The following is a 22,713-nucleotide window of genomic DNA, read 5'->3' as shown; positions in this document are numbered from 1 at the left end:
AAGTGCGGGACCGGCCGCGAACGACCGGCCCCGCTTCCGGTCAGAGCGACCGCACCCGGATGTTGCGGAACTCGATCACGTCGGCGTTGCCGTGGTTCTGCAGGCCGATGTGTCCGGTGAGGAACTGCCGCAGGTCGGTCGGTGGGTCACCGGCCCGCGACGACTGGATGCCCGGCGCGTTCTCGAACTCGTTGATCACGACGCCGTTGCGGATGATGGTGTAGTGCTGGCCGACCACCTTCACCTCGTAGTCGTTCCAGACGTTCTTCGGCGTGACCCCGGCGTTGGCGAGCGGCTGCGGGTCGAAGTTGTAGATCGATCCGGTCTTCTGCGGCTCCCCGGTCGTACCGTCGTAGATCTGGATCTCGTGTCCGCAGTAGATCGCCACCCAGGCCGGTGACGTGGCCGCCGACCCGGTCCGGGCGCACTCCGGCCGCTCGGCGACCGGCGTGCGCGGGTCCGGGAACCGGGCGAACACGCCGCTGTTCGCGCGGGTGTCGCCGGGCGCCAGGTCCCGGAACTGGAGTCGCAGCGAGAAGTCGCCCAGCTCCTTGGTGTGCCAGAGCATGCCCAGCCCGCCGGAGGAGCGCAGGTTGCCGTCCGGCTGGATGGTGAACTCGCCCGAGGGCGCCATCTCCCAGCCGGCCAGCGACTCCGGGGTGCCGTCGAACAGCGGCTCGTATCCGGTCCGGCCGGGCAGCCCGACCTGCGAGGACGCGGCCGCCCGGGTGAGCGCACCGGCCTGCCGGCTGGTGATCGTGCCGGCCTTGACGAGCCGGTCCGAGGTCGCGGTGACGTCCCGGACGAACGTGTCGTGGTCCGGCCAGACGCCCTCGTCGTCGATCAGGTCGTTGATCGTGCAGGCGCCGGTGGCCGTCCTGTTCGGCACGCCGGTGTCCGTGTCGCCGATGACCACGTTCGCGCGGGTGTCCGGTGCGGCGCAGTCCACGGTCACCGTCGACTGCACGGTGACCACCTCGCCGTCCGCGTACGTCACCGTGTGCTTGACCGTGTACGAGCCGGCCTTCGCGTAGGTGTGCCGCGGGTTGATCTCCGACGACGACGTACCGTCGCCGAAGTCCCAGCGGTGGCCGACGCCGCCGGAGCGGGAGCCGTTGAACGCGTACGCCAGCGCCTTGTTCTGGATCGCGACGGACGAGGCCGCCGGGACCGGGGTGGCCGGCCCGCCGGTGTACGACACCTTGATCAGCTTCTGCACCGGGCTGAGGCTGAAGAAGCCGGTGCCGTAGTCGAGCATGTAGAGCGCGCCGTCCCGGCCGAACTTCGCGTCCATCCAGGAGTAGAGCTGGTTGTCGCCGGCGCCGGTCGGCAGGATCGCGCGCAGCGTCTCCGCGAACGGCGGCGGTGACTGCGCGGGCACGCCGGCCGGGTCCACGGTCACCGCGATCCGGTTGGCGCCGTTGGACTGGTCACCGATGAGCCACTTGTCGTCCCAGTACCGCGGCCAGGCCACGCCGCTGGCCGCGTTCACCCGGTCGTAGTGGTAGGTCGGGCCGGACATGACCGCCTGGCCGCCACCCTTGAGGTACGGCTGGGTGTAGGTCGCCTCCGCGGCCACATAGGACGGGATGCCGTTGTCGCGCAGCGGGAAGACCGGGCCGCCGCCGTCCGGCGAGTACCAGATCATGTTGTCCCGGGCCGGCGGGATGTCCACCAGGCCGGTGTTGCGCGGCGAGGTGTTCTTCAGGTTGTCGCAGTCGTACCAGCCGGCCAGCACGGTCGCGTCGGTGTTGCTGCGATCCCGGTACGGCTGCTGGTCGCCCATGCAGTACGGCCAGCCCTGGTTACCGGCCGAGGTGAGGATGGTGGCCGTCTCGTACTTGGCCGGGCCCAGCTCCGGGCTCGGCGCGGACGCGTCCGGCCCGACCCAGCCCGCGGTCAGCCACTGCCGCTCCTCGTCGATCTGCAGCCGCGCGATGTTCCGCACGCCCATCACGTAGATCTCCGGGCGGGTCCGCTCGGTGCCGGGCGGGAACAGGTTGCCCTGCGGGATCGTGTACGTCCCGTCCGCCTCCGGGTGAATGCGGATGATCTTCCCGGCCAGGTCGTTCGTGTTGCCGGAGGTGCGGCGCGCGTCCTGGAACGAGATGCCCGCGTACTCCTGCGTCCAGTTGTTGCCGGAGTATCCGCCCGACCCGCCGGAGGAGTTGCTGTCGCCGGAGCCGACGTAGAGGTTGCCCTGCGCGTCGAACGCCATGCCGCCGCCCGCGTGGCAGCAGCTGTGGATCTGCACGGTGAACGTCAGCAGATCCTTGCGGCTGTTGAGATCCCAGGTGCCGTTCCGGTACGTGAACCGGCTGATCGTACGCTCACCGGTCCGCTTCTCCCGGTCGATCGACGCGTGCGGCATCCAGTAGACGTAGACCCAGCCGTTCGTCTCATAGGCGGGGTCGGTGACGATGCCGAGCAGGCCCTCCTCGTTCTTGACCAGTTCGTCGCCGCTGCCCCGGTTGCCCATCACCGGCAGCGTGGTCACCAGCTTCACGGCCTTGGTCGACGGCGTGTACGTGTGGATCGTGCCGCAGCCCAGGCCCACGTTCGGGTTCGCCCAGTCCACGATCGGGCCGCTCGGGCACGCCGCCTTGCCGACGTAGAAGATCGTGCCGTCCGGCGCCACCGTCATGCCGTGCGGCTCACCGATCTGGTCGAGCTGCCCGGCCTGGTTCTGCGGCGTGAGGCGCTCGATCCTGTAGTTGCTCGCGATCGTCGCCTGGCAGTCGCCGCGCACCCGCCCGGACGTCCAGTTCAGCGCGCCGGCGAGGTGCTCGCGGAACACGTCCTCGCCGTAGCCGCCCTCGGTGTGGCCCATGCCGGTGTAGAAGGACCGGCCGCCGTCGTAGTCCCGGCACCAGGAGATCGGGTGGAACGGCCCGTTCGGGTTCGCGCCCGGGTTGTAGTGCCGCTCCTCGACCTGCGCGACCGTGTGCACGGTGCCCAGCGGGTTCGGCTCCCAGTTGTACCAGCGGTCCGACCGCTTCACGGTCAGCGGCAGGCCCCTGGTCGACGGGTGATCCCGGTCCAGGATGTTGATCACGGATTCGGCCACGGGCGGCGCGGGCGGGAACGCGGACGCGCTGGAGAAGAGCTTCCAGTCGGCGAGCTGGGTGAGCGGCTCACCGCTGTTCGCCGTGACGTTCAACCGCCAGAACCTGTACGACGCGGACGTGGCCAGCTCGTAGCGCTTCGGCAGGAAGCGTCCGGCGAAGTCCTCGTTCGTGCGGCGGTCCACGTCGGCCCACGCGGAGCCGTCCGCGGAGCCCTGCAGGGTCCAGTCCCGCGGGTCGCGGCCCTCGAAGTCATTGGCCGAGGTCAGCGCGTACGCCTGGATGGTCTTCGCCGCGGCCAGCTCGTAGGTGACGGTGGCGGCCTGCGTGCGGACCAGCCACTTCGTGGCCGGGTCGCCGTCGGTGAGCTTGGCCGCGGTCTCGCTCGGCGGGTTCTCCCCGCTCGCGGTGACCTTCGAGACCGCCTCCGCACCCGCGCCGGCCGGCCGGGTGCCGATCAGGCCGGTGAACCAGGACGAGTCCACCTGCGCCTTCGCCGCGTCACCGATGCCGAGGAAACCGTTGCCGGCCTTGACGTAGGCCTGCAGCGCGGACTCCTGGTCCCGGTTCAGCGCGGCGCCGGTCGCGGACAGGAACACGACCGCGCGGTACTTCGCCAGCTCGGCCTTGGTGAAGACGGCCGGGTCGGTGCTCTCGGTGACGTCGACGCCCTGCTCAGAGCCGACGTCCCTGATGGTCTGGGTCGCCTTCGCGACCGGGTCCTCCTGCTGGGCCGCGGGGCCGTGGAAGACGAGGACTCTGTCCTGGTCTTCCACCGCCTGTGCCGGCTGCGCCATCAGGGGAACCGGCCCGAGGATCAGGGCCAGGGCCAGGGCGGCTCTTACCTTCCGTTTCATCCGGTGTGACCTCCGTGGTCGGACTGGATGTGCCTGTGTCCCTTGAATCGGTCGATCGCCTCCTGCGCGCCCGGCGGCATGCTGCCGTCCGCGTCGCGCACCAGGAAGACGCCGGACATGCCGGTGTCGGAGTGGCTCTGCACGTGGCAGTGGTACATCCAGGCGCCCGGCCCGCCACCGTCACCGGCCAGCACCTGGAAGCCGAACGAGCTGCCCGGCCCGAGGTCCTTGTTGTCGATCGACGCGCTCGGGTCGGTGGGGCCCTCGAGGTAACCGGTGCGGTTGTCCGCCCATCGGTGCGAGTGCAGGTGGAACGTGTGGTAGAGGTTGCCGTGGCCGATCGCGACCCACTCGACGCGCTGCCCGAGGTTCGCCTCGAACAGCGGCGTCTCCGGCGCGATCCGGTTGTTGATCGTGGTGTCGTGCAGCACGGCCACGAACTGCTTGTCCGGCAGGATGTCCCCGCGCCGCCGCACGATCAGCGCGCCGTAGAGCCCGCGCAGCACGCCCGCGGTGCCGTGCTCCGTACCCATCGCGTGGTCGTGGTAGTGCCAGTAGCCCGCGCTGCCCGGCAGGAACCGCCGCCCGGCCGCCGCGGTCATCTCGTGCGACCGCCAGGTGTACGTCCGGGTCTCCCCCGGCCCGTTGAACGACCCGTTGAACGGTGAGCCGTCCGAGTTCGTGTCGTAGTCGACGCCGTGCGGGTGGATGGAGAGCCGCTGGTCCGTCGTGTTGACCAGCGTGATCTCCAGCGTGTCCCCTTCGTACATCTCCAGGATCGGCCCGGGGATCGTGGCCTTCCCGCGTTCGAGGCCGTAGCCGTACTGGTTGTTGCCCAGCGACTCGGCGTAGATCGTGATCTTCCGGACCGCGCCGGCGGCCCGCGCGGGTGTCCCGTTCGACGTGACCGCGGCGGTGAGCGTGGGCACGGCCAGCCCGAGCGCTCCGATTCCGAAGATCGACCGGCGCGAGAAGGACCACCTCCGGCCCTTCCCCGCGTCCTTGTCAGCGTTGTCCATGCGTCTCCGTTCGTGTCGGGACGGCGGCAGACCTCGGGAGCCGGTCGCGGAGCGTCACCGCACACCGACCTATCGAACCTGATGACTTTTGTCAGACGCCGACAAACCTAAGCACCACATCGACAAAAGTAAAGGTCCCTAATGGAAAAGCGCGTTCCGCGCCCGACATCATCGCCGCAGCTCATCGCGGATTTCGCGGATTACCGGACCGTACGTCACGGAGCAACGCAGCGGCGTGGGAGCGCTACCGGGCGCGGTCACCAGGCCTTTAATCCTCACAGCCCCGCGTAACCAGCCCGCAACAACCGACGATTCCAATGACCTTGAGTGACGTGACCTGCGTCACGTATAGGTATCAGCGCTGATCGCCACATTGATACCCGGGGATGGCCGCTGTTGCCGACAGGAACGCTGTCGGTTTCCCGAACCGCGGGCGGGGCCGGAGATGTGACGGTCATCGGCGTCAACGTTCCACCCTCTCCGGAAGGACGCACCATGAAGAACCGTCTCCTCGCCGCCACCGGGCTGATCGCCACCGTGCTCGGCCTGTCCACCGCACTGCTCGCCGCGCCCGCCGCGGCCGCACCGTCCGCCGTCGACATCAAGGTCGCGAGCCGGCCCGTCGTCATCAACCACTTCGCCACCAACGCCTACGACATCCGCTGCCCGGACAGCTACCCGTACTTCAAGAGCTGGTACAACAACAGCTCGCCGAACGTGACCGCGGTGGAGCTCGGCCGGACCGGCTTCACCGTGACGGTCAGCTTCACCAACTGGAACCTCACCGGCGACCAGGTCGCGAGCGCCATGCTCACCTGCGGCACGACCGCCTGACCGATCGCGCGCCCGGGGTGGCCTCGGCCGCCCCGGGCTGGTGCAGCATGTAGCAGTGACCGAACGCCCGTACGTCCTGCTCAGCTGCGCCGCGTCGATCGACGGCTACATCGACGACGCGACCCCGGACCGGCTGCTGCTGTCCAACGACGCCGACTTCGACCGGGTCGACGACGAGCGCTCCCGCTGCGACGCGATCCTGGCCGGGCCCGCGACGATCAAGAACGACAACCCCCGCCTGCTGGTACGGTCGCCGACCCGCCGATCCGCAAGGGTGGCCCGGGGCCTCCCGCCGACGCCGGCGAAGGTGACGATCACCCGAAGCGGGAACCTCGACCCGGCCGCACGGTTCTTCACGGACGGCGACTGCGAGAAGATCGTCTACGCGGCGACGCCGGTGGCCGCCCGGACGCGGCAGAACCTGGGCGACGCCGCCACGGTCGTCGACGTGATCGACCCCGCGCTGATCCTCGCCGACCTCGCGGAACGCGGCATCCGGCGGCTCATGGTCGAGGGCGGGACGACGATGCACACGCTGTTCCTCACCGCGGGCCTGGCCGACGAGTTGCAGCTGGTGATCGCACCGTTCTTCGTCGGCGACCCGCGGGCACCGCGCTTCGTCGGCGACGGTTCGTTCCCGTGGAACCCGGCACATCGCGCACGCCTCACGGACGTCACCCCGATCGGCGACGTCGTCCTGCTGCGCTATGCGCTCTCACCCGCGCTCTCACCCGCGCTCTCACCCGCGCTCTCACCCGCGCTCTCACCCGCCTGAGCGGCCGTTATCGGGGGTGCGGGCGGTATCCGGGGGTATCGTGCGGCCTGTGGAACTTGATCTGCCGCCGGTGGTCTTCGACATCGGCGGGGTGCTCACCGCGGCCGAGGGCGGCGTGGCCCCGCTCTCCGCGCTGCTCGACATCCCGCGCGACCGATTCGCCGAGCCGTACTGGCGGCACCGCTCCGAGTACGACCGTGGCATGCCCGCGACGGAGTACTGGCGGAAGGTCGCCACGGACCTCGGCGCCACCTGGCCGGACGAGGAGATCACCCGGATCGACGAGTTCGACGCGCGCCGCTGGTCCGAACTCGCCCCCGGGCGCCTCGAACTGATCGCCACGCTGCAGACGGCCGGCGTCCGCACCGCGCTGCTGTCCAACGCGCCCGCCTCGATGGCCCGGGTCGCCCGCGAGAGCCGCTGGTCCGCCGGCTTCGATCACCGCTTCTTCTCCAGTGACCTCGGCATGATCAAACCCGAGCCGGAGATCTACGCCGAGGTCGAGAAGGCCCTCGGCACCGACCTCGTCTTCTTCGACGACCGCCCACCGAACGTCGCCGCGGCCCGCGACCGCGGCTGGCAGGCCCACATCTGGACCGACGTCCCCGCCGCCCGCACCATTCTCGGCCTCGACTGACCACTCGGCGCCAGAGCCTCGATCCGCCCACCGACCGACGGGCGCCCGGCGCCCGAAATTTCACCATTTACTGACCATTCGGAGTCGAGGTTCGAGCGGCGGTGGCCGTCCGGGCGCTGCACGCCCGAAGTCTCACGCTAGAGGTTCGCCGCTGCGGAGCGCCGCTCAAGCCGACATCCAAGGCTCGATATGGCCGGGCCGGGAGTTGATCACGTGTCGCAAATCGTTGTCATCCGGCGCTTTCAACAACGATTTGCGACACGTGATCGCTTTCAAGAGTCGCCGTCGGCGCCTTTGTGGTGATATTTCGGACAGGGCTTCAGTGGCGGAGGGAAGTTCCGTGCTGATTGCCGAGCGCCGCTCACCCTGACGCCGAAGGCTCAGTAAAGTACTGCCCTTTGGGCGTCGGGGCGAGCCGCCGGTCAATCTGATCCAGGCGTCAATGACGTCGTTGACGCCTGCATCACCAGGAGACCGCCGCACGGTGACCCGGACGCCGAAAAAGCGGCGCGGACCGGAGGCTTCGCCTGAACGCCGGAAGCTCAGTGAGACTTGCGGCTCAAGCGGCTTGAGATCGCATAGTGGCGTGATGGACGAGTTGTATGCGATCGGAGACGTCGCCCGCCGGACCGGGCTGAGCGTCAGCGCGATCCGGTTCTACGCGGACGAGGGCATCGTCGCCCCGGCGGCCAGCAACGGCGCCGGTCACCGGCTCTACGACGTGGCCGGCCTCGCACGCCTCGAACTGGTGCGCACGCTCCGCGAGCTGGACGCCGGCCTCGACGAGATCCGCCACATCCTGGCCGGCGAGAAGACGCTGCACGACCTGGCCACCACCCACCTGGAACTCATCGAACGCCAGGAAGCACGCCTGCGCAGCCGCCGCGCCGTGCTCCGCACCATCCTGCGCCAGAACTCCACCGCCGAACAGGTCACGCTGATGCACAAGCTCGCCGGCATGTCCGACGACGAACGCGACCGGCTGCTCGACGAGTTCTGGGCCGAGGTCAGCACCGGCCTCGAAGTGCCGGAGAAACTCCTGGGCTGGTGGCGCTCGGCCCGGCCACAACTGCCCGACCAACCCACGACCGCACAACTGGAAGCCTGGATCGAACTGGCCGACCTGGTCCAGAACCGCGAGATCCGCACCGCCGTCCGCCGGCAATTGCACGACATCTGCACCACCGGCGCCGGCCCGCTCATGTCGTCCGCCCCGATTCTGGACGCATTCGAGGAATCCACCCCGATCGGCCAGGCCGCCATGGACGCGGCCCGCGACGGCGTACCCCCGGACTCCCCCGAGGCCCGCCTGATCGCCGACCGCTGGGTGACCTGGCTGGCCACCCTCCTCCGCATCCCCGTCGACCCCGGCTTCCGCCGCCAGACCGCCGACAACATGGTCCTCGCCGACGAACTCGACGACGGCCCCGGCGGCGGCGACGGCCCTTTCGACCGCTACCTGGAACTGGTGGCCGCGATCAGCGAGCCCCAGCCGCGCTTCCCCTTCCTCTGGCTCGCTTCCGCCATCCGCGCCACTGTTTGAGCCGTGCCGACGGGGTACTTTCGCTGACCGGTCCACGATTGCCTCCGGCTCGAGGCGGGTGCTTTTGCGCTCCTCAGTTGCGTTTTCGCCTCCGGCGGAGCTCCGAGTGGGCACTTTGCGGCGATTGGATGCGTTCTCGCCTCTAGCGGGACTCCCGGTGGGCACTTTGCGGCGATTGGTTGCGTTCTCGCCTCCGGCGGGCCTCGGGCTCCGGGGGAAGGGCGGGGCGCGGGCAGCGCGGGCGAGGACCTCTATATCCCCGATTTTGGGGCGGGCAGCGCCCGGATGGTGGGCGTCGCTCGAACCTCGACCCTGAAAGTTCGCAACGACTTGAACTATGCCCGGATCATGGATTTCGACGCTCACCCGGACGCTGATAGGCCAGCAGAGAGGCGAGCCCGGAGCACGTCTGCGATGACACGCCTGCGGATGTTACAGGCAACCCGCGCCCGTTTTATCGGCATACTGACCTCTCGAAGTCGAGGTTCGAACGACGATGGCCGTCCGGGCGCTGCGCGCCCGAAATTTTGCGATATAGAGGTCCCCCTGCGGAGCGCCGCCCGCTCTGACGCCGAAGGCTCAGTATGGCCGAGGCCGAGAGTTGATCACGTGTCGCAAATCGTTGTCATCCAGCGCTTTCAACAACGATTTGCGACACGTGGCCGCTTTCAAGAGCCACTGCCGCCGTCTTTATGGCGACATTCGGGCAGAGCCTCGATGGCGAAGGGAGGTTCCGTTGCCGATTACCGGAGTGGTTGCGGGCCAGCGGACCCCGGCCCCGCCGGAACCCACGACCCCCGGAGCCGAGGCCCGCCGCAGGCGCCCTACCCGCCAGCATCCATCGATACGTTGAGATATCGGGCACGCGGCGCCCGCACCGAAACCCGCGAGCCGCAGCAAGTGCCGCGACTCGCGGGCTGGTTGGGTTTCCTTCGCTGCCGCACCGGGAGCGGAAAGGTCAGCGGCGTGGTTCCCAGCGGAAGAGGCGTCCGGCCAGCGCGATCGATACGACCACCCAGCCCAGCGTCGGGGCCAGGAGGATCAGGGAGTCGGTGACGGGGGTGCCGCCGTTCCAGGCGTCGAGCATGAGTTCGGTGGCGGCTCCGCCGGGGAGGAGGCGCTTGAGGAGGGTCAGGTCGGCGGTGCCGGTGATGCCGACCCAGCTGGAGACCGCGATCACGCCGAGGCTGACCGGCAGCGTGGTGACCTGGGCGTGTTCCGGGGAGTTGGTCAGGCCGGCGGTGGCGAGGCTGAGTCCGACCATCATGACCATCGTGGCGATGACGGCCACGACCAGCAGCAGCGGGCTGGCGGGTGTGGAGGCGACGATCGCCAGGACCGTGAGGATGGCCGTGACCTGGATCAGTGCGAGCACGGTGACCGGCAGGAGCAGGCCGGTGAGGATGCCGGCGTCGCTGATGGCGGTGGAGCGCAGGCGCTTGAGGAAGAGGTTCTGGCGGCGGCCGGCGAGCGTGGTGACCGCGGTGCTGTAGAGGCCGAACGCGGCCACGGTGAACATGACGATCGCGGCGATGTAGCCGAGGCTGGCCATGGACGCGAAGATCTCGTGCCGGTAGATGAAGAAGCCGCTGACCACGACCGGCATGATCAGGCTGGTGACCAGGACGAGGCGGTTGCGGAAGATCTGGATGAGTTCGCCGAACGCGATGATGAGCATGATCGTCCTATCCGGAATCAGCGGCCGATGGCACGGAAGACGTCGTCGAGGCTGGTCTGGCCGGCCTCCAGGTCGCGCAGCGCGATCGCGTTGTCGTGCGCCCAGCCGAGCAGGAAGTAGAGGTCCTTGGGCAGGTCGGTGGTCTCGATCGTCCAGCGGCCGCCGCCGAGATCAGCCGCGGGCAGCGGCAGCGCGGCCGTGCCGGGCGGCAGCGTGACGCGGATGACCGAGGGCAGCGTGTGGGTGAGTTCGGAGACCGTGCCCTCGCGGTGGAACCTGCCCTTGTGCATCAGGCCGATCCGGTCCGCGCGCTGCTGCGCCTCCTCCAGGTAGTGCGTGGTGAGCACGATCGTGGAGCCGTCCTCGCGGAGCCGGTCGACCGCGGACCAGAGCGCGTCGCGGGACTGGATGTCCAGACCGGTGGTCGGCTCGTCCAGGAAGACCAGCTCCGGGGCGCCCCAGACCGCGGTCGCGAAGTCGAGTCGGCGCTTCTCGCCGCCGGACAGCTGGGACACCAGAGTGCCGGCCTTCGCGGTGAGGTCGACGATCGCGAGCACCCGGTCGATCGTGTCCTCGCGGGCGGTGAGCGCGCCGATCAGCCGCACCGACTCGCGCACGGTCAGGTCCGGCGAGAAGCCGCTCTCCTGCAGCATGATGCCCATCCGGGGGCGGACGGCACGGCGGTCGCGCGGGCTGGCGCCGAACACCGTGACCGTGCCGGACGTGGGCGTACGGTGGCCCTCGATGATCTCCAGCGTCGAGGTCTTGCCGGCGCCGTTCGTGCCGAGCAGCGCGTACAGCTCGCCCCGCTCCACGTGGAAGGACAGGTCCCTGACCGCGTGGAAGTCGCCGTATCGGAGGTTCAGGTTGTGTACGTCGATGACCATGCCGTCGATTCCACCGGTTTCCGGCGTCTCCGGGCAGTGTGCCCACGTCACCACCGGGACATGACACGGTGTCACTGCCGGGTGCCGCGAACCCGGCCGATACTGGGCGGTGACTCCGCCGCCGGACCGAGGGAGGCCGCATGCGCATGACGTTCGATCGCGCGACCGCGACCCGGGGGCAGCTGCGCACGCTCAACCTGATCACCGGCCTGCCGCCGATCGTCGGGACCGGCGCGCTGACCCTGGCGCTGGACGCCACGTCCTGGTGGCAGGTGGCGATCCTGTCGACCGGCCTGATCGCGGCGGTGGTGGCGTTCGAGCGGTGGACCGCGCAGGACCTGTTCCGGGTGGCGGTGCCGTGCCTGGTCGTGACCGTGGTGCTGTGGCCGGTCGGCGCGCTGTGGCTGGACAGCCCGACGTCGTACTTCGGGCTGTGCATCGTGGGCTCGCACCTGGTGCCGCGGCTGCCCCGGTTCCGGCGCGCGGCCGCGATCGCGCTGCCGGCCTACATCGGGGTCGTGGGCGCGCTGCACCCGCTGCTGTACGGCGGGGAGATGCCCGGCACGCTGGTGCGGTACGTGCTGCTGCCGACCGCCGTGACCGCGGTGGTGGCCGGGTTCATGTTCCCGAACAAGCGGTTCTACGACGTGGTCGAGGAGCTGGAGGAGTCCCGCGAGCGGGAGGCGGAGCTGGCCGTGGCGCGCGAGCGGGTGCGTTTCGCCGGCGACCTGCACGACATCCAGGGGCACACGCTGCACGTGGTGAAGTTGAAGACCGCGCTCGCGCGGAAGCTGGTCCGGACCGATCCGGCGCGGGCCGAGGAGGAGTTGCAGGAGATCCACGCGCTGGTCAGCGACACGATCACCCAGACCAAGGAACTGGTGTACGCGAAGCGCCGGCTCAACCTGACGGTCGAGCTGGAGAACGCGAAGAACCTGTTCGAGGCGGCCGGCATCCGGGTGACCGTGGACGGCGCGGGTGAGGGCGCGCGCCCGCTGCTCGGCCAGGTGCTGCGCGAGACGACCACGAACATCCTCCGGCACGCGGACGCCACCGAGGTACGGATCACGCTCACCGGCTCCGGCATCACGATCGTCAACGACGGCGCCCGGGACGCAGGCGCCCGGGACGCACCGGCGGAGTTACGCGGGCTGTCCGCGCTGCGGCAGCGGGTCGCGGACGACGGCGGCTCGCTGGTCGCCCAGCAGCGGGACGGGCTCTTCACCACCGCCGCGACCTGGGAGGAGCCGCGATGACGACCGTGGTGCTGGCCGACGACGAGGCGCTGCTGCGCAAGGCGATGGCCGCGCTGCTGCCGATGGAGGGCGACATCACCGTGCTCGCGGAGGCGTCCGACGGCGCGTCCGCGATCGAGGAGACGCTGCGGCACCGGCCGGACGTGCTCGTCATCGACCTGGAGATGCCGGGCGTGGACGGGCTCGGCGCGGTCGCGGAGATTCGCCGCGCCCGGCCGGAGCAGGTGATCCTGATGCTGACCCGACACGCGCGGCCGGGGGTGCTGCGCAAGGCGCTGCGGCTGGGCGTGCAGGGATTCGTCAGCAAGTCCGCGGAGCCGGCGCACATCACGTCGGTGATCGGCACGCTGCACTCCGGGCGGCGCTGGATCGACCCGGACGTCTCCGCGCTCGCGGTGATCGACGACTGCCCGCTGACCGAGCGGGAGTTGGACGCGCTGCGCGAGACCGGCGGCGGCTACTCGGTGGTGGAGATCGCGGCCCGGCTGCACCTGGCCCCGGGCACGGTCCGCAACTACCTGTCCAGCGCGATGCAGAAGACCCAGACGCAGACGCGTCACGAGGCGGCGCGGTACGCGCGGGAGCACGACTGGCTCTGACCGCGCGATCAGCGCCCGAGCAGCGCAGCAGGCCGCGTGATCAGCGCAGCAGGCCGCCCGAGCAGCGCAGCAGGCCGCGTGATCAGCCAGCAGGCCGCGTGATCAGCCCAGCGGGCGGCAGAGCAGCGCGGCCGGGGCGCCGGACGAGCCGATCCGGCGGGTGAAGGCGACGCCGGCCGCGTACTCGCCGTCGGTGCACTGGCCCTTGTGGCGCTGGTGCGCGAACTCGCCGCCCGGGTCGCCGGCCGGCCGGTTGTCGCCGCGGTCGAACCAGACCGTCCGGCCCGCGCCGAACCCGACCGGTGCGGCCGTGCACAGCACGCTGGAGACGGCGGCGCCACGCACGGCGTACCCCGTCATCACGTGCCCGGCAGGGCATTGGAACTTGGTGTATCCGCCGGCCCAGTCCGGGTCGACGTGCCGCTCGTCCCTGACCACCGCGAATGCGCCCGCCGGGGCGGCGCCGCCGGAGTCCGTGCACAGGCCGCGGTTGCCGCCGCCGCTCAGGCCGATCAGGCGCTGACCGTCCGGGCAGGCGGCCTTGCGCGCGCCGGCGTCCCAGTCGCCGGCCGCCCGCATGCGCGGCGACTGCACGAAGTCGCCGTGGTCCGGGCTGAGCATCGACCAGCGCGCGACCGGTGCGACCGGCCCGGTGAGGCCGGGCGCGGCGACCAGCCGGTTCCAGTCGGTGGCACGCCAGTCGCCGCCGTCCCGGACCGTGCTCCGGGTGCCGGACCGGTCCCAGTGGATCAGTGCCCAGCCGTTGCCGACCCGTGCCTCCGTCCAGCCGGCCATCGGCCAGTACGCGAAGTCCGCGTCCCGCTGGATCAGGTAGTCGACGAAGGCACCGAACCAGGCGCGCTGTGCCGTGCCGGTGCCCGGGCCCACGCCGAACTCGCTGATCCACACCGGCGCCGTGAAGTGCCGGCCGGACTCGGCCGCCACGTAGAACGCCTCCCGGTAGAGCGTCGCGAACAGCTCGTCCCGGCTCAGGTCGCGGTAGCGCGGGTCGGTCGTCTCGCCGATCCCGGTCGCGCCGCTGTGCCGCGAGCCGGTGTAGTCGTAGAAATGCGCGGAGTAGACGAGCTTGCCGGAGATGGTGAGCGTGTGTGACAACCGGGCCACCGGCGTCAGCGTCGGCCGGCCGTGGTCGAAACCGTCGACCGGCAGCCCGTACCAGTTGATGCCCTCCACGATGATCAACAGGTTCGGGTTGCCCTCGGCCAGGATCCGCTCCCCGGCCCGCTGCGACGCGGCGAACCAGTCGTGCGCGTCGCCGAGCCCCCAGTTCGGGTCGTCCAGCACGTCGCGACGCACCTCGTTGTAGAGGTCCGCGCCGACCACCCGTGGATTGCCGCGGTAGCGGGCCGCCATGAACACCCAGTCCTGCTCCCACACGGCCGCGGCCTGCGCGGAGTTCCACCGCTCGTTGCCGTCGACGCCACAGCACCAGCGGGTGGTGTTCGTGTGATTGTTCAGGATCACCGCGAGCCCGGCGCCGGTCAGCGCGGTCACGACCGCGTCGTACACCTGCAGCGGCGTCCGGCCGCGCAGCTGCGGGTTCGCGGCCACGTCGGCGTCCGCGACCGGCCGCACATCCCTGATCATCTCGTTCGAGAACGGCAGCCGCACGCTGTTCAGCCCCAGCTCCGCGAAACTCGCCACGATCTCGTCGATCGGCGCCCGATCCAGCCCCATCGGGATCCGGTGCGCGTTCTCGCCGGCGTGATGGTTCGCGTCGGCCGCGGCGTCACCCTCACCGTTCCAGGTGCCGCTCGCACCGTGCCAGTTCCCGGACTTCAGCTTGAAGCGCTCACCGGCGGCGTCCACGATGTAGCGCCCACGCGTGCTCAACGGCGCGGTCCAGCCGGCGGTCTGGGTCTGCGTTCGGGCTTGCGGCTGGGCTCGGGAGGCTCCGGCATGGGCCTGCGTTTCGGTCGCCGTCAGACTTGACAGGACCAGCAGCGCGGCGGGAAGCACCCGCACGACAAGACGTGACATGAGCCCGCCCCACCTCTCGCCATCGACGGCGATCCATTATGGCCGGATCGCCGCCGGACACGCGAGAAACCTTGGAAGACCACAGACCACATTCGGGATCTTCCCGCTTCCGGCACGGTCCGGCCCTCATGCTCGGAGCGGGCAAACCGCGCCGAGGGCTGCGACTCCGCTCCGCTCCGCCCGCGGCGGCGGAGCCGGTCGAGTGGGTGGCCGAGAGAAGAACCGCGCGGTCCCCCGCGCCGCGGCTTCCTGCCGCGCGCCACGATCTCGACCCGCCTCTTCGCCGGTGCCCCGCTCCACCCACGGCATCAGAACCGGCCAGGTGACTGGCTGAAAAGAACCGCGGTCCCCCGCGCCGCGGCTTCCTGCCGCGCCACGATCCCGACCCGCCTCTTCGCCGGCGCCCCGCTCCACCCACGGCATCAGAACCGGCCAGGTGACTGGCTGAGAAAAGACCGCGATCTCCCGCGCCGCGGTCTCCAGCCGCCCGCCGCGTTCCCGGCCCGCCACCTTCGCGCTCGGGGCGCCGCCGGGAACGCGGGCGCGGCGGAAGCCGCGTTCCCGGGCGGCCGCAGCCGCGGAACGCGACTCCTGTGGTGGGGTTTTCCCGGCCACCCACTCAACATGCAGGGAGGAGCCCTGGCGACGACCGGTGCCCGCGGGAGCACTCGCAACGCGACCACGCCGGAAGCGGGAAGAAAGGTTTGCCGGTCTTGAACTTGCCGGTCTTGAACTTGCCGGTCTCGAACTTGTTGGTCTTGGACCTGCCGGTCGTGGGGATGTGCTAGCCGCCGCTGGTGGCCGCGGCCTGTTCGGCGTTCCACATGGAGATGACGACGCCGAGGACGAAGACCTGGACCGGGGGTGGGAGGCCGGGGAGGTCGGCGACGACGCCGGTGCGCCAGAAGCCGGTGCGGCGGATCGAGCCCTGGTGGCCGGCATCGTCGTGGAGTTCCTGGTCGCCGCTCCAGAACGAGGTGCGGCGGAAGTGGTAGGTGCGGCCGCCGGCGGTGACGGTCCAGCGTTTGCGGCCGACCCGGCTCGCCTCCGCGACCGGGTTGCCACCGCCGTCGGTCATCGTGAACGAGCGGCCCATGACGGAGCTGCGCACCCGGTAGGGCCGGCCGTCCAGCTCGAAGTCGCCGCCCTGACGCCAGAACGAGCTGCTCCAGGTGGTCACGACCCTGCCGTCCGCACCGATGTCATACCGGTTGCGCCAGAAGCTCGACTTCCTGGCCGTCAGCATGCCCCGATGCTATCGGGGCTCACGACGGCCCGCATGTCAGAAGACCGCGATCGGGTTGACCGGCAGCCCGGTCGTGCCGGCGATCCGCGGCACGGCCACGACCAGCATGAACGTGTAGCGGCCCAGCTCGGCGCAGACCGCGGCGAGTTCCTCGGCCCGGACGCCGTCGAGCAGCGGGATGGCCAGCCGGGTCAGGGCCAGCCGGTGCAGCGCGCCGGGGACGTCGCCGGGGATGGGCGGGCGGGCGTCGCCGATGTCGCCGCCGTACAGCGAGATCCCGTGGTCGTGCATCCAGCGCACCGCGCCGGACGTCATGCCGGGCAGGTTCCGGTCGCCCGCGGTCGCCCGGTCCCAGCCGGCGCGGACGATCAGCGCGTCGCCGGACCGGACGTCGACTCCGCCGCGTACCGCGGCCGCGTCCAGGTCGTCCGCGGTGACCGGGTGGTGGTCCGGCAGCGTGCCGCCGGGCGCGAGGTCGAGCAGCACGCCCCGGGTCAGGATGCCGTCGCCGAACGCGTCCGCCGAGCCGTGCCGCACCCCGGTCGGGCCGGAGCTGTCGGCCCGCGCGATGCCCGGGTAGACCTGCCCGTCGGCGACCATGTGCGACAGTCCGTCCAGGTGGGTGATCTCCGGGTGGTGCGTCGTCACGATCATGACTTCGGCCATCGCCATCGGCGCGTCCCCGGTGAACATCATGATGGTCTGCACGCCGGTCGAGGCCGCACCCATCGACGTCAGCATCGGCCCGCCGGTCAGCGGCGCGATCGGTGTGACCCGCGCCAGCGACACGGTCCGGCCGGTCCGCGCCTCGGCCGCACCGCGCGCACGCGCCTCGGCGGTGATGAGGTTGACGGCGCCGAGCTGGTCGTCCTCGCCCCAGCGCCCCCAGTTGTTGGGAAACGTCTCCATGGCCGGTAACGCTACCGCGGACGGACAAAACCGCCGTATCCCGGCAGATCCTCACTGCATCACCGGCGGACGTGCGAACGGCGCGGCTGACCCGGCACTTCAGGCAATTTGTCTATTTTGTCTGGTGTGATGCTGCGAACGGCGCTGACTACCGGGCTCGCGACCCTGCTTCTCGGCACGACGGCACCGCCGCCGACCACGACCACCGAACCAAGCCCGGCCCCGGCCGCGGCGCCGGAATCGGCCGCGGCGCCGGATCCGCCGGTGGACGTGGTGGCGGTGGCGGGGGTGTCGTCGATTCGGGCGAGCTGGCAGAACCCGCCGGTGGATACCGGGGTGGCGAACTATGTCGCCTTCGCGGAGCCGGGTGGCGGGAACTGCGGCACGCTGGACTGGCGGACGTTCGGGTGCGTGCTGGGTGTGCGGGCCGGGGTTTCCTATCGGGTGGGCGTGCGGTCGAACGGGACGAGCGTGCCCGCCTACGCTCCGGCCCGGGTCACGGCGGGAGCGCCGAGGGCTCCGTACCGCGTACCGGCGAAGGCTGTTGATCTCATGGTTGAACGGCACGGCGGGCGGATCGAGGTCGGTGGGGACGGATTCCTGCCGCACTCGTCGGTGGTGGTGGCCGGTTATCGCCGGGGCGGTGCGGGCCCGGTCGCGCTCATGGGCCCGGTCGCGCTGACGGGGCCGGTCGCGGACGCGGACGGGCGGCTCGCCGCGGTCGCAAGGCCGCCGGACGGGGTGGTCACGTTGCTCGCGCGGGGCGTCGATCCGGCCGGGGAGACGCGCACGCTGACCGCGGCGCTGCCCAAGGGCAGCGGTGGCGGCGGTGGCCTGCCGATCACGGGCGGCCGGGCGACGGTGCTGTTCGTGCTCGGTCTCGCGCTGGTCCTCCTGGGCGCACTCGCGCTCGCCGCCACGGGCAAGCGCGACAGGCGCCGGAGGACTCTCCCGTGACTTTCGATCCGTCCGGTCGGCGGGCCATCCGCCGTACGGCCAGTTTCTGCGGGTTCGGGGGTGGCGGCGTGCGGCGGCGGGCTGAGCTGGGAGGGCCGGGCCGGCGGGTCCGGTGGACATCACGACAGGGGGACGAGATGAGAGCCATCGCGGCAGTCGCGGCGGGAGTAATGGCGGCGACGCTGAGTGCGACGGCGGCACAGGCGGGCGTGCTGGCGCCGCCGACCGCGACGATCACGAAGCCGGCCGGGCCGCTGACGAAGCAGTCGCTGCACGGCGAGCCGGTGTGGATCGACTTCGTGGGCAAGGGCGTGCAGGCGAAGAAGGCGGTGCCGGGCACGCGGTACCGGTGGACCGCGTTCGGTCCCGGCGGCGCCAAGAAGGTGCTGTGCGTCGGCAGCGCGGTGCCGCATCCGGGACCGGTCAAGGACAAGATCGCCATCTACCGGGACTGCTCCGCGTTCAAGGCGCAGCTCGGCATGCTGTACGGCGACGTGACGTCGACGACCTGGACGGTACGGCTGGAGGTCTTCGGCGGGTCCGGTGTGCCGGGCGTCGACAAGGAGAAGGTGAAGCTGGTCTACGTGGCACTCTAGGGGTAAAGACATCGAACATGATCGTCATTTACCCTGAGCGAGGCGGTCCACTGTGGCGCACGCCACACCGCCGTACGGGGGTGATGGACATGCGATTCTTACGCCGTTTCGCCGCGATCGCGGCGTTGGTGCCACTTCTCGCGGTCACCGCGGACCCGGCCGCCGCGGTGACGCGAGACTCCGGTGACTGGCCGACCTGGCAGGGCGACCTCCGCGGCTCCCGGCACAACCCGGACGAGCGGCGGATCACCCCGGCCACCGCCGGGAAGCTCAAGCTGAAGTGGGCGTTCGCCTACCCGGACAGCGAGATGCCGGCGAAGAGCCAGCCCGCGGTCGTGGACGGCGTCATCTACTTCGGCGGCCCGGACGGGGTGTTCTACGCGCTGGACGCGCGGACCGGCGCGACCCGCTGGACGTTCGCGACGTCCTCGGTCGACCCTGGCGCCGGCGTCGGTTTCGTGCTGGGCGGTCCCACGGTCGCGGCCGGCGCGGTGTTCTTCGGTGACAGCCGCGGCTACGTCTACGGGCTGGACGCGCGCTCCGGCCGGGTCCGGTGGGCGCGCGACACGGAGACCCATCCGGCGGGCATCCACACCAGCTCGCCGCTCCACTACGACGGCAAGATCTACATCGGTGCGTCCAGTGGGGAGAACACGGGCGGCACCGACTACCCGTGCTGCACGTTCCGCGGGCACATCGACGCGCTCGACGCGCGGACCGGCGCGCAGGTCTGGCGCTACTACACGGTGCCGGAGCCGCAGCAGACCGGCACCTGGCCGAGCGGCGCGGCACGCTTCGAGCCGTCCGGCGCGGGCGTCTGGAGTTCCCCGGTCATCGACCCGAAGACCGGCACGCTGTACGTCGGGACCGGCCAGAACTACACCGGCAGCGCGGGCGACTTCGACTCGCTGCTGGCGCTGAACGCGCGGACCGGCGCGGTGCGGTGGAAGCAGCAGGTCACGAACGCGGACACCTGGCGGGCGCTGTGCAACGAGCCGGACGCGGCCGGTTACTGCCCGGGCCTGGCCGACGGCACCGCGCTCGACTACGACATCGGCGCCACGCCGAACCTGTTCCGGGTCGACGGGCGCACCATGGTCGGCGTCGGCCAGAAGAGCGGCGTCTACCACGTCTTCGACGCGTCGACCGGCGCGGTCTCCTGGCGGCGGCAGCTGTCCGAGCCGTTCCCGAGCGGCGGCATCTCCGGCATCCAGTGGGGCAGCAGCTACGACGGGCAGCGGCTGTACGTGGCCACGTGGTTCGCGGATCCCGGCACGCTCTTCGCGCTGAACCCGGCGGACGGGGCGCTGCTGTGGCGGACGCCGAACCCGGCGGACGGCTGCACCACCGGCGGCTCGGCCGCGTTCCCGGACGCCTGCGCGCTCGCGCACACACCGGCCGTGACGAGCAGTCCCGGCCTGGTGTACGAGGGCAGCCAGGACGGGAAGATGCGGATCTACTCGGCGCGGACCGGCGCGGTGCTGTGGACGTTCGACACGGTCCGCGAGTTCGCCGGCGTGAACGGGCTGACCGGCTTCGGCGGCGGGCTCTCCGGCAACGGCGGCGCGGTGGTGTCCAACGGCATGGTGTACGTGCAGGTCGGCTACTACCCGACGTATGCGAGCCCGCACGGGCACGTACTGCTGGCATTCGGGCTGTGAGTCGCGGCGCCCCCGCGGTCGGCGCCCCGGGCCCGGCCGCGGGGTGCCGGCGAGTCGCGCGGTCACGAGGAATGGAGGTGGCAGTTCGATATCGGCGGCGCGAGCCGTGGACCGTGGGGTCTCCAGCCGGTGGTGACGAGCCGCGTGCCCGTCAGAACAGCGACAGCTGCCCGGGCGTGGGTTCGCGGCGGTGCCGCACCGGGCGGCGGAAGACCGGCGGGTGCGGCTCCGGCGTGCGGGGTGCCACCGTGCGGCGGGTGGTCAGCGACCAGAGCGCCGGACCGAGCGTGAGGCCGCCGGCACCGAGGGCCGCGCGGACCCGGGCGGTGTCCAGCGGCAGCCGGGCGCCGTCCAGGTGCGGGATCGGCAGGTCGGTGCGCATGCGCATCAGGCGGCGGTTACGGGCCACGACGTCGCGGGACTCCGGCGCGGCGAGCCGGTCGGCCGCCACCTCGCCCACGGCCGCGCGCACGGCCCGGCCGCCGGTGTCGAGATCGTCCCAGGCCGCGTCGACCGTGCCGAGCGCCGCGAGCAGCCGGGCCGAGATCGCGGCGCCGAAGCCGCGCACGCCCGGCAGGTTGTCCGACGGGTCGCCGCGCAGCGCCGCGTAGTCCAGGTATTGGTGCGGATGCACGCCGCACAGCTCGTGCAGCCCGGCCGCGTCGATCAGCACGGCCTCGCCGAAGCCGCCGTTGCGCAGCCGCAGCACCGAGGTCACGTCGTCGATCAGCGCGAACGCGTCCCGGTCACTGGTCATCAGGATCGAGCGCCACCCGGCCCGGCGCGCGTGCGCGGCGGAGCTGGCCAGCACGTCGTCCGCCTCGAACCCGGCCGGGATCACGGTGCAGAGCCCGGCCGCGCGCAGCAGCTCCGGCGCGGCGGCCAGCTGGGCGACCAGGTCACCCGGTTTGTCCGGCCGCTGCGCCTTGTAGGCCGGGTAGTCGAGCCGGCGCGAGGACGACTCCGGGCAGTCGAAGCCGACCACGATCGCGTCCGGCCGCAGCCGGGAGACCGCCCGGGCGGCATACCGGGCGAAACCGCGCAGTGCCCACGCCTCCAGGTCGCCCGGATCCCCCGCGCCCGCGTGGTAGGTCCGGTGAATCAGGCTGTTCCCGTCCAGCACGAGCAGCAGCGGCGACGGGTTCGGCACCCGCAAAGCCTAGCGCCCGCGCCGGCGTGCCAGCCGGAGCGAGGTGGGCGATGTGGCGTGGGCGGCCCCCTACGGGGACCGTGCGCGATTCCGCCCCCCGCGTTCCCCCGGGCGGACGTAGGCTCGGGCGCATGACGACGCAGACGCGGACGCTGGCCGTGCCCGGCGCCGAGCTGGCATATGACGTGCGTGGGCCGCTGCCCCCGGCGGAGGGCCGCCCGGTGCTGCTGATGATCGGGCAACCGATGTCAGCCGAGGGCTTCGAGGACCTGGCGAGCCACTTCCCGGACCGGACCGTGGTCACCTACGACCCGCGAGGGCTGGGCCGGAGCGTCCGCACGGACGGCGAGGTGACACACACGCCGCAGCGCCAGGCCGAGGATCTGCACCTGCTGATCGAGGCGCTCGGCGCCGGGCCGGTCGAGATCTTCGCCAGCAGCGGCGGCGCCGTGACCGGGCTGGAGCTGGTCACCCGCCACCCGGGCGACGTGGTGACGCTGGTGGCGCACGAGCCGCCGATCAACTCGGTGCTGCCGGACGCGGCCGCGGCCGAGCGGGCGCGGAACGCGTTCCACGATGCGTATCAGAAGGGTGGCTGGGGCGCCGGGATGGCCGCGTTCATGGCGATGACGTCCTGGCAGGGCGAGTTCACCGAGGACTACTTCGCGCAGCCCGCGCCGGACCCGGCCGCGTTCGGCATGCCGGCCGACGACGACGGCACCCGCGAGGACCCGCTGCTGTCCGCGGCGTCCTGGGCGATCACCGACTACCGGCCGGACGTGGCCGCGCTGACCGGCGCGTCCACCCGGGTGGTGATCGCGGTCGGCGAGGAGACCGGCGACACATACACGGGCAGGACCGCGCTGGCCACGGCCGCGCTGCTGGGCCAGGGCGCGACCGTGTTCCCGAGCCACCACGGCGGCTTCCTCGGCGGCGGTTTCGGCTACGCGGGCAAGCCGCCGGAGTTCGCGGCCCGGCTGCGCGAGGTGCTGGAGCACGCCTGAAGTCTCCATGATCGCGGCGTCCCCCGATCCGGCCACGGC

The 22,713-nt window shown here is 71.3% G+C and carries 18 protein-coding genes; 10 read left to right on the top strand and 8 right to left on the bottom strand.

What is annotated here, in order from left to right:
• Positions 1 to 40: 40 nt before the first annotated feature.
• Together J2S43_RS09490 and J2S43_RS09485 are read right to left on the bottom strand one after the other, a co-directional pair.
• Positions 41 to 3,922: a ThuA domain-containing protein gene (locus J2S43_RS09490; RefSeq protein ID WP_306828437.1), complete on the bottom strand. Its 3,882-nt coding sequence runs from the start codon at positions 3,920 to 3,922 to the stop codon at positions 41 to 43.
• Positions 3,919 to 4,941: a multicopper oxidase domain-containing protein gene (locus J2S43_RS09485; protein ID WP_306828436.1), complete on the bottom strand. Its 1,023-nt coding sequence runs from the start codon at positions 4,939 to 4,941 to the stop codon at positions 3,919 to 3,921. The genes J2S43_RS09490 and J2S43_RS09485 overlap by 4 nt, the downstream gene beginning before the upstream one ends.
• A 495-nt stretch (positions 4,942 to 5,436) precedes the next feature.
• On the opposite strand from J2S43_RS09485, the gene J2S43_RS09480 reads away from it, so the two are divergent.
• The 4 genes from J2S43_RS09480 (at position 5,437) to J2S43_RS09465 (ending at position 8,730) form a co-directional block, all read left to right on the top strand.
• Positions 5,437 to 5,775: a hypothetical protein gene (locus J2S43_RS09480; RefSeq protein WP_306828435.1), complete on the top strand. Its 339-nt coding sequence runs from the start codon at positions 5,437 to 5,439 to the stop codon at positions 5,773 to 5,775.
• A 55-nt stretch (positions 5,776 to 5,830) separates the two neighbouring features.
• Positions 5,831 to 6,550: a RibD family protein gene (locus J2S43_RS09475; protein WP_306828434.1), complete on the top strand. Its 720-nt coding sequence runs from the start codon at positions 5,831 to 5,833 to the stop codon at positions 6,548 to 6,550.
• A 49-nt stretch (positions 6,551 to 6,599) separates the two neighbouring features.
• Complete coding sequence (locus J2S43_RS09470) at positions 6,600 to 7,187, top strand: HAD family hydrolase (RefSeq protein WP_306828432.1); 588 nt, start codon at positions 6,600 to 6,602, stop codon at positions 7,185 to 7,187.
• Positions 7,188 to 7,776: 589 nt separating this feature from the next.
• Positions 7,777 to 8,730 (top strand): MerR family transcriptional regulator, encoded by a 954-nt coding sequence (locus J2S43_RS09465; RefSeq protein WP_306828431.1) that lies wholly within the window; start codon positions 7,777 to 7,779, stop codon positions 8,728 to 8,730.
• Positions 8,731 to 9,688: 958 nt separating this feature from the next.
• Here J2S43_RS09465 and J2S43_RS09460 read toward each other — a convergent pair.
• Positions 9,689 to 10,408: an ABC transporter permease gene (locus J2S43_RS09460; RefSeq protein ID WP_306828430.1), complete on the bottom strand. Its 720-nt coding sequence runs from the start codon at positions 10,406 to 10,408 to the stop codon at positions 9,689 to 9,691.
• A 17-nt stretch (positions 10,409 to 10,425) separates the two neighbouring features.
• A complete protein-coding gene (locus J2S43_RS09455) occupies positions 10,426 to 11,295 on the bottom strand; it encodes an ABC transporter ATP-binding protein (RefSeq protein ID WP_306828428.1) in 870 nt (289 codons plus the stop codon).
• Between the two features lie 146 nt (positions 11,296 to 11,441).
• On the opposite strand from J2S43_RS09455, the gene J2S43_RS09450 reads away from it, so the two are divergent.
• Both J2S43_RS09450 and J2S43_RS09445 read left to right on the top strand, forming a co-directional pair.
• On the top strand, positions 11,442 to 12,551 hold the full coding sequence (locus J2S43_RS09450; RefSeq protein ID WP_306828427.1) for a sensor histidine kinase: 1,110 nt from the start codon (positions 11,442 to 11,444) through the stop codon (positions 12,549 to 12,551).
• Positions 12,548 to 13,150 (top strand): response regulator transcription factor, encoded by a 603-nt coding sequence (locus J2S43_RS09445; protein ID WP_306828426.1) that lies wholly within the window; start codon positions 12,548 to 12,550, stop codon positions 13,148 to 13,150. Before J2S43_RS09450 ends, J2S43_RS09445 begins: the two co-directional genes overlap by 4 nt.
• Before the next feature lie 102 nt (positions 13,151 to 13,252).
• On the opposite strand, the gene J2S43_RS09440 is transcribed toward J2S43_RS09445, so the two are convergent.
• From J2S43_RS09440 to J2S43_RS09430, 3 genes are all read right to left on the bottom strand, one after another.
• Positions 13,253 to 15,151 (bottom strand): glycoside hydrolase family 5 protein, encoded by a 1,899-nt coding sequence (locus J2S43_RS09440; RefSeq protein WP_306828425.1) that lies wholly within the window; start codon positions 15,149 to 15,151, stop codon positions 13,253 to 13,255.
• Positions 15,152 to 15,935: 784 nt separating this feature from the next.
• Positions 15,936 to 16,397, bottom strand: a complete 462-nt coding sequence (locus J2S43_RS09435) for a hypothetical protein (protein WP_306828424.1) — start codon at positions 16,395 to 16,397, stop codon at positions 15,936 to 15,938.
• 36 nt (positions 16,398 to 16,433) lie between these two features.
• On the bottom strand, positions 16,434 to 17,306 hold the full coding sequence (locus J2S43_RS09430) for a cyclase family protein (protein WP_306828423.1): 873 nt from the start codon (positions 17,304 to 17,306) through the stop codon (positions 16,434 to 16,436).
• Positions 17,307 to 17,432: 126 nt separating this feature from the next.
• Here J2S43_RS09430 and J2S43_RS09425 point away from each other — a divergent pair, with 126 nt between their 5' ends.
• From J2S43_RS09425 to J2S43_RS09415, 3 genes are all read left to right on the top strand, one after another.
• Positions 17,433 to 18,263 (top strand): hypothetical protein, encoded by an 831-nt coding sequence (locus J2S43_RS09425; RefSeq protein ID WP_306828422.1) that lies wholly within the window; start codon positions 17,433 to 17,435, stop codon positions 18,261 to 18,263.
• A 137-nt stretch (positions 18,264 to 18,400) separates the two neighbouring features.
• A complete protein-coding gene (locus tag J2S43_RS09420) occupies positions 18,401 to 18,859 on the top strand; it encodes a hypothetical protein (RefSeq protein WP_306828421.1) in 459 nt (152 codons plus the stop codon).
• Between the two features lie 89 nt (positions 18,860 to 18,948).
• Positions 18,949 to 20,520, top strand: coding sequence for an outer membrane protein assembly factor BamB family protein (locus tag J2S43_RS09415; RefSeq protein ID WP_306828420.1), 1,572 nt, complete (start codon positions 18,949 to 18,951; stop codon positions 20,518 to 20,520).
• A 151-nt stretch (positions 20,521 to 20,671) separates the two neighbouring features.
• Here the strand turns inward: J2S43_RS09415 and J2S43_RS09410 are convergent, their stop codons facing one another.
• Positions 20,672 to 21,670: a 5'-3' exonuclease gene (locus tag J2S43_RS09410; RefSeq protein WP_306828418.1), complete on the bottom strand. Its 999-nt coding sequence runs from the start codon at positions 21,668 to 21,670 to the stop codon at positions 20,672 to 20,674.
• A 131-nt stretch (positions 21,671 to 21,801) separates the two neighbouring features.
• On the opposite strand from J2S43_RS09410, the gene J2S43_RS09405 reads away from it, so the two are divergent.
• Complete coding sequence (locus tag J2S43_RS09405; RefSeq protein WP_306828417.1) at positions 21,802 to 22,674, top strand: alpha/beta fold hydrolase; 873 nt, start codon at positions 21,802 to 21,804, stop codon at positions 22,672 to 22,674.
• Positions 22,675 to 22,713: the final 39 nt, after the last annotated feature.

It is taken from the genome of Catenuloplanes nepalensis (assembly GCF_030811575.1).
GTDB lineage: Bacteria > Actinomycetota > Actinomycetes > Mycobacteriales > Micromonosporaceae > Catenuloplanes > Catenuloplanes nepalensis.
This window is presented reverse-complemented; position numbering and strand designations above follow the sequence as displayed.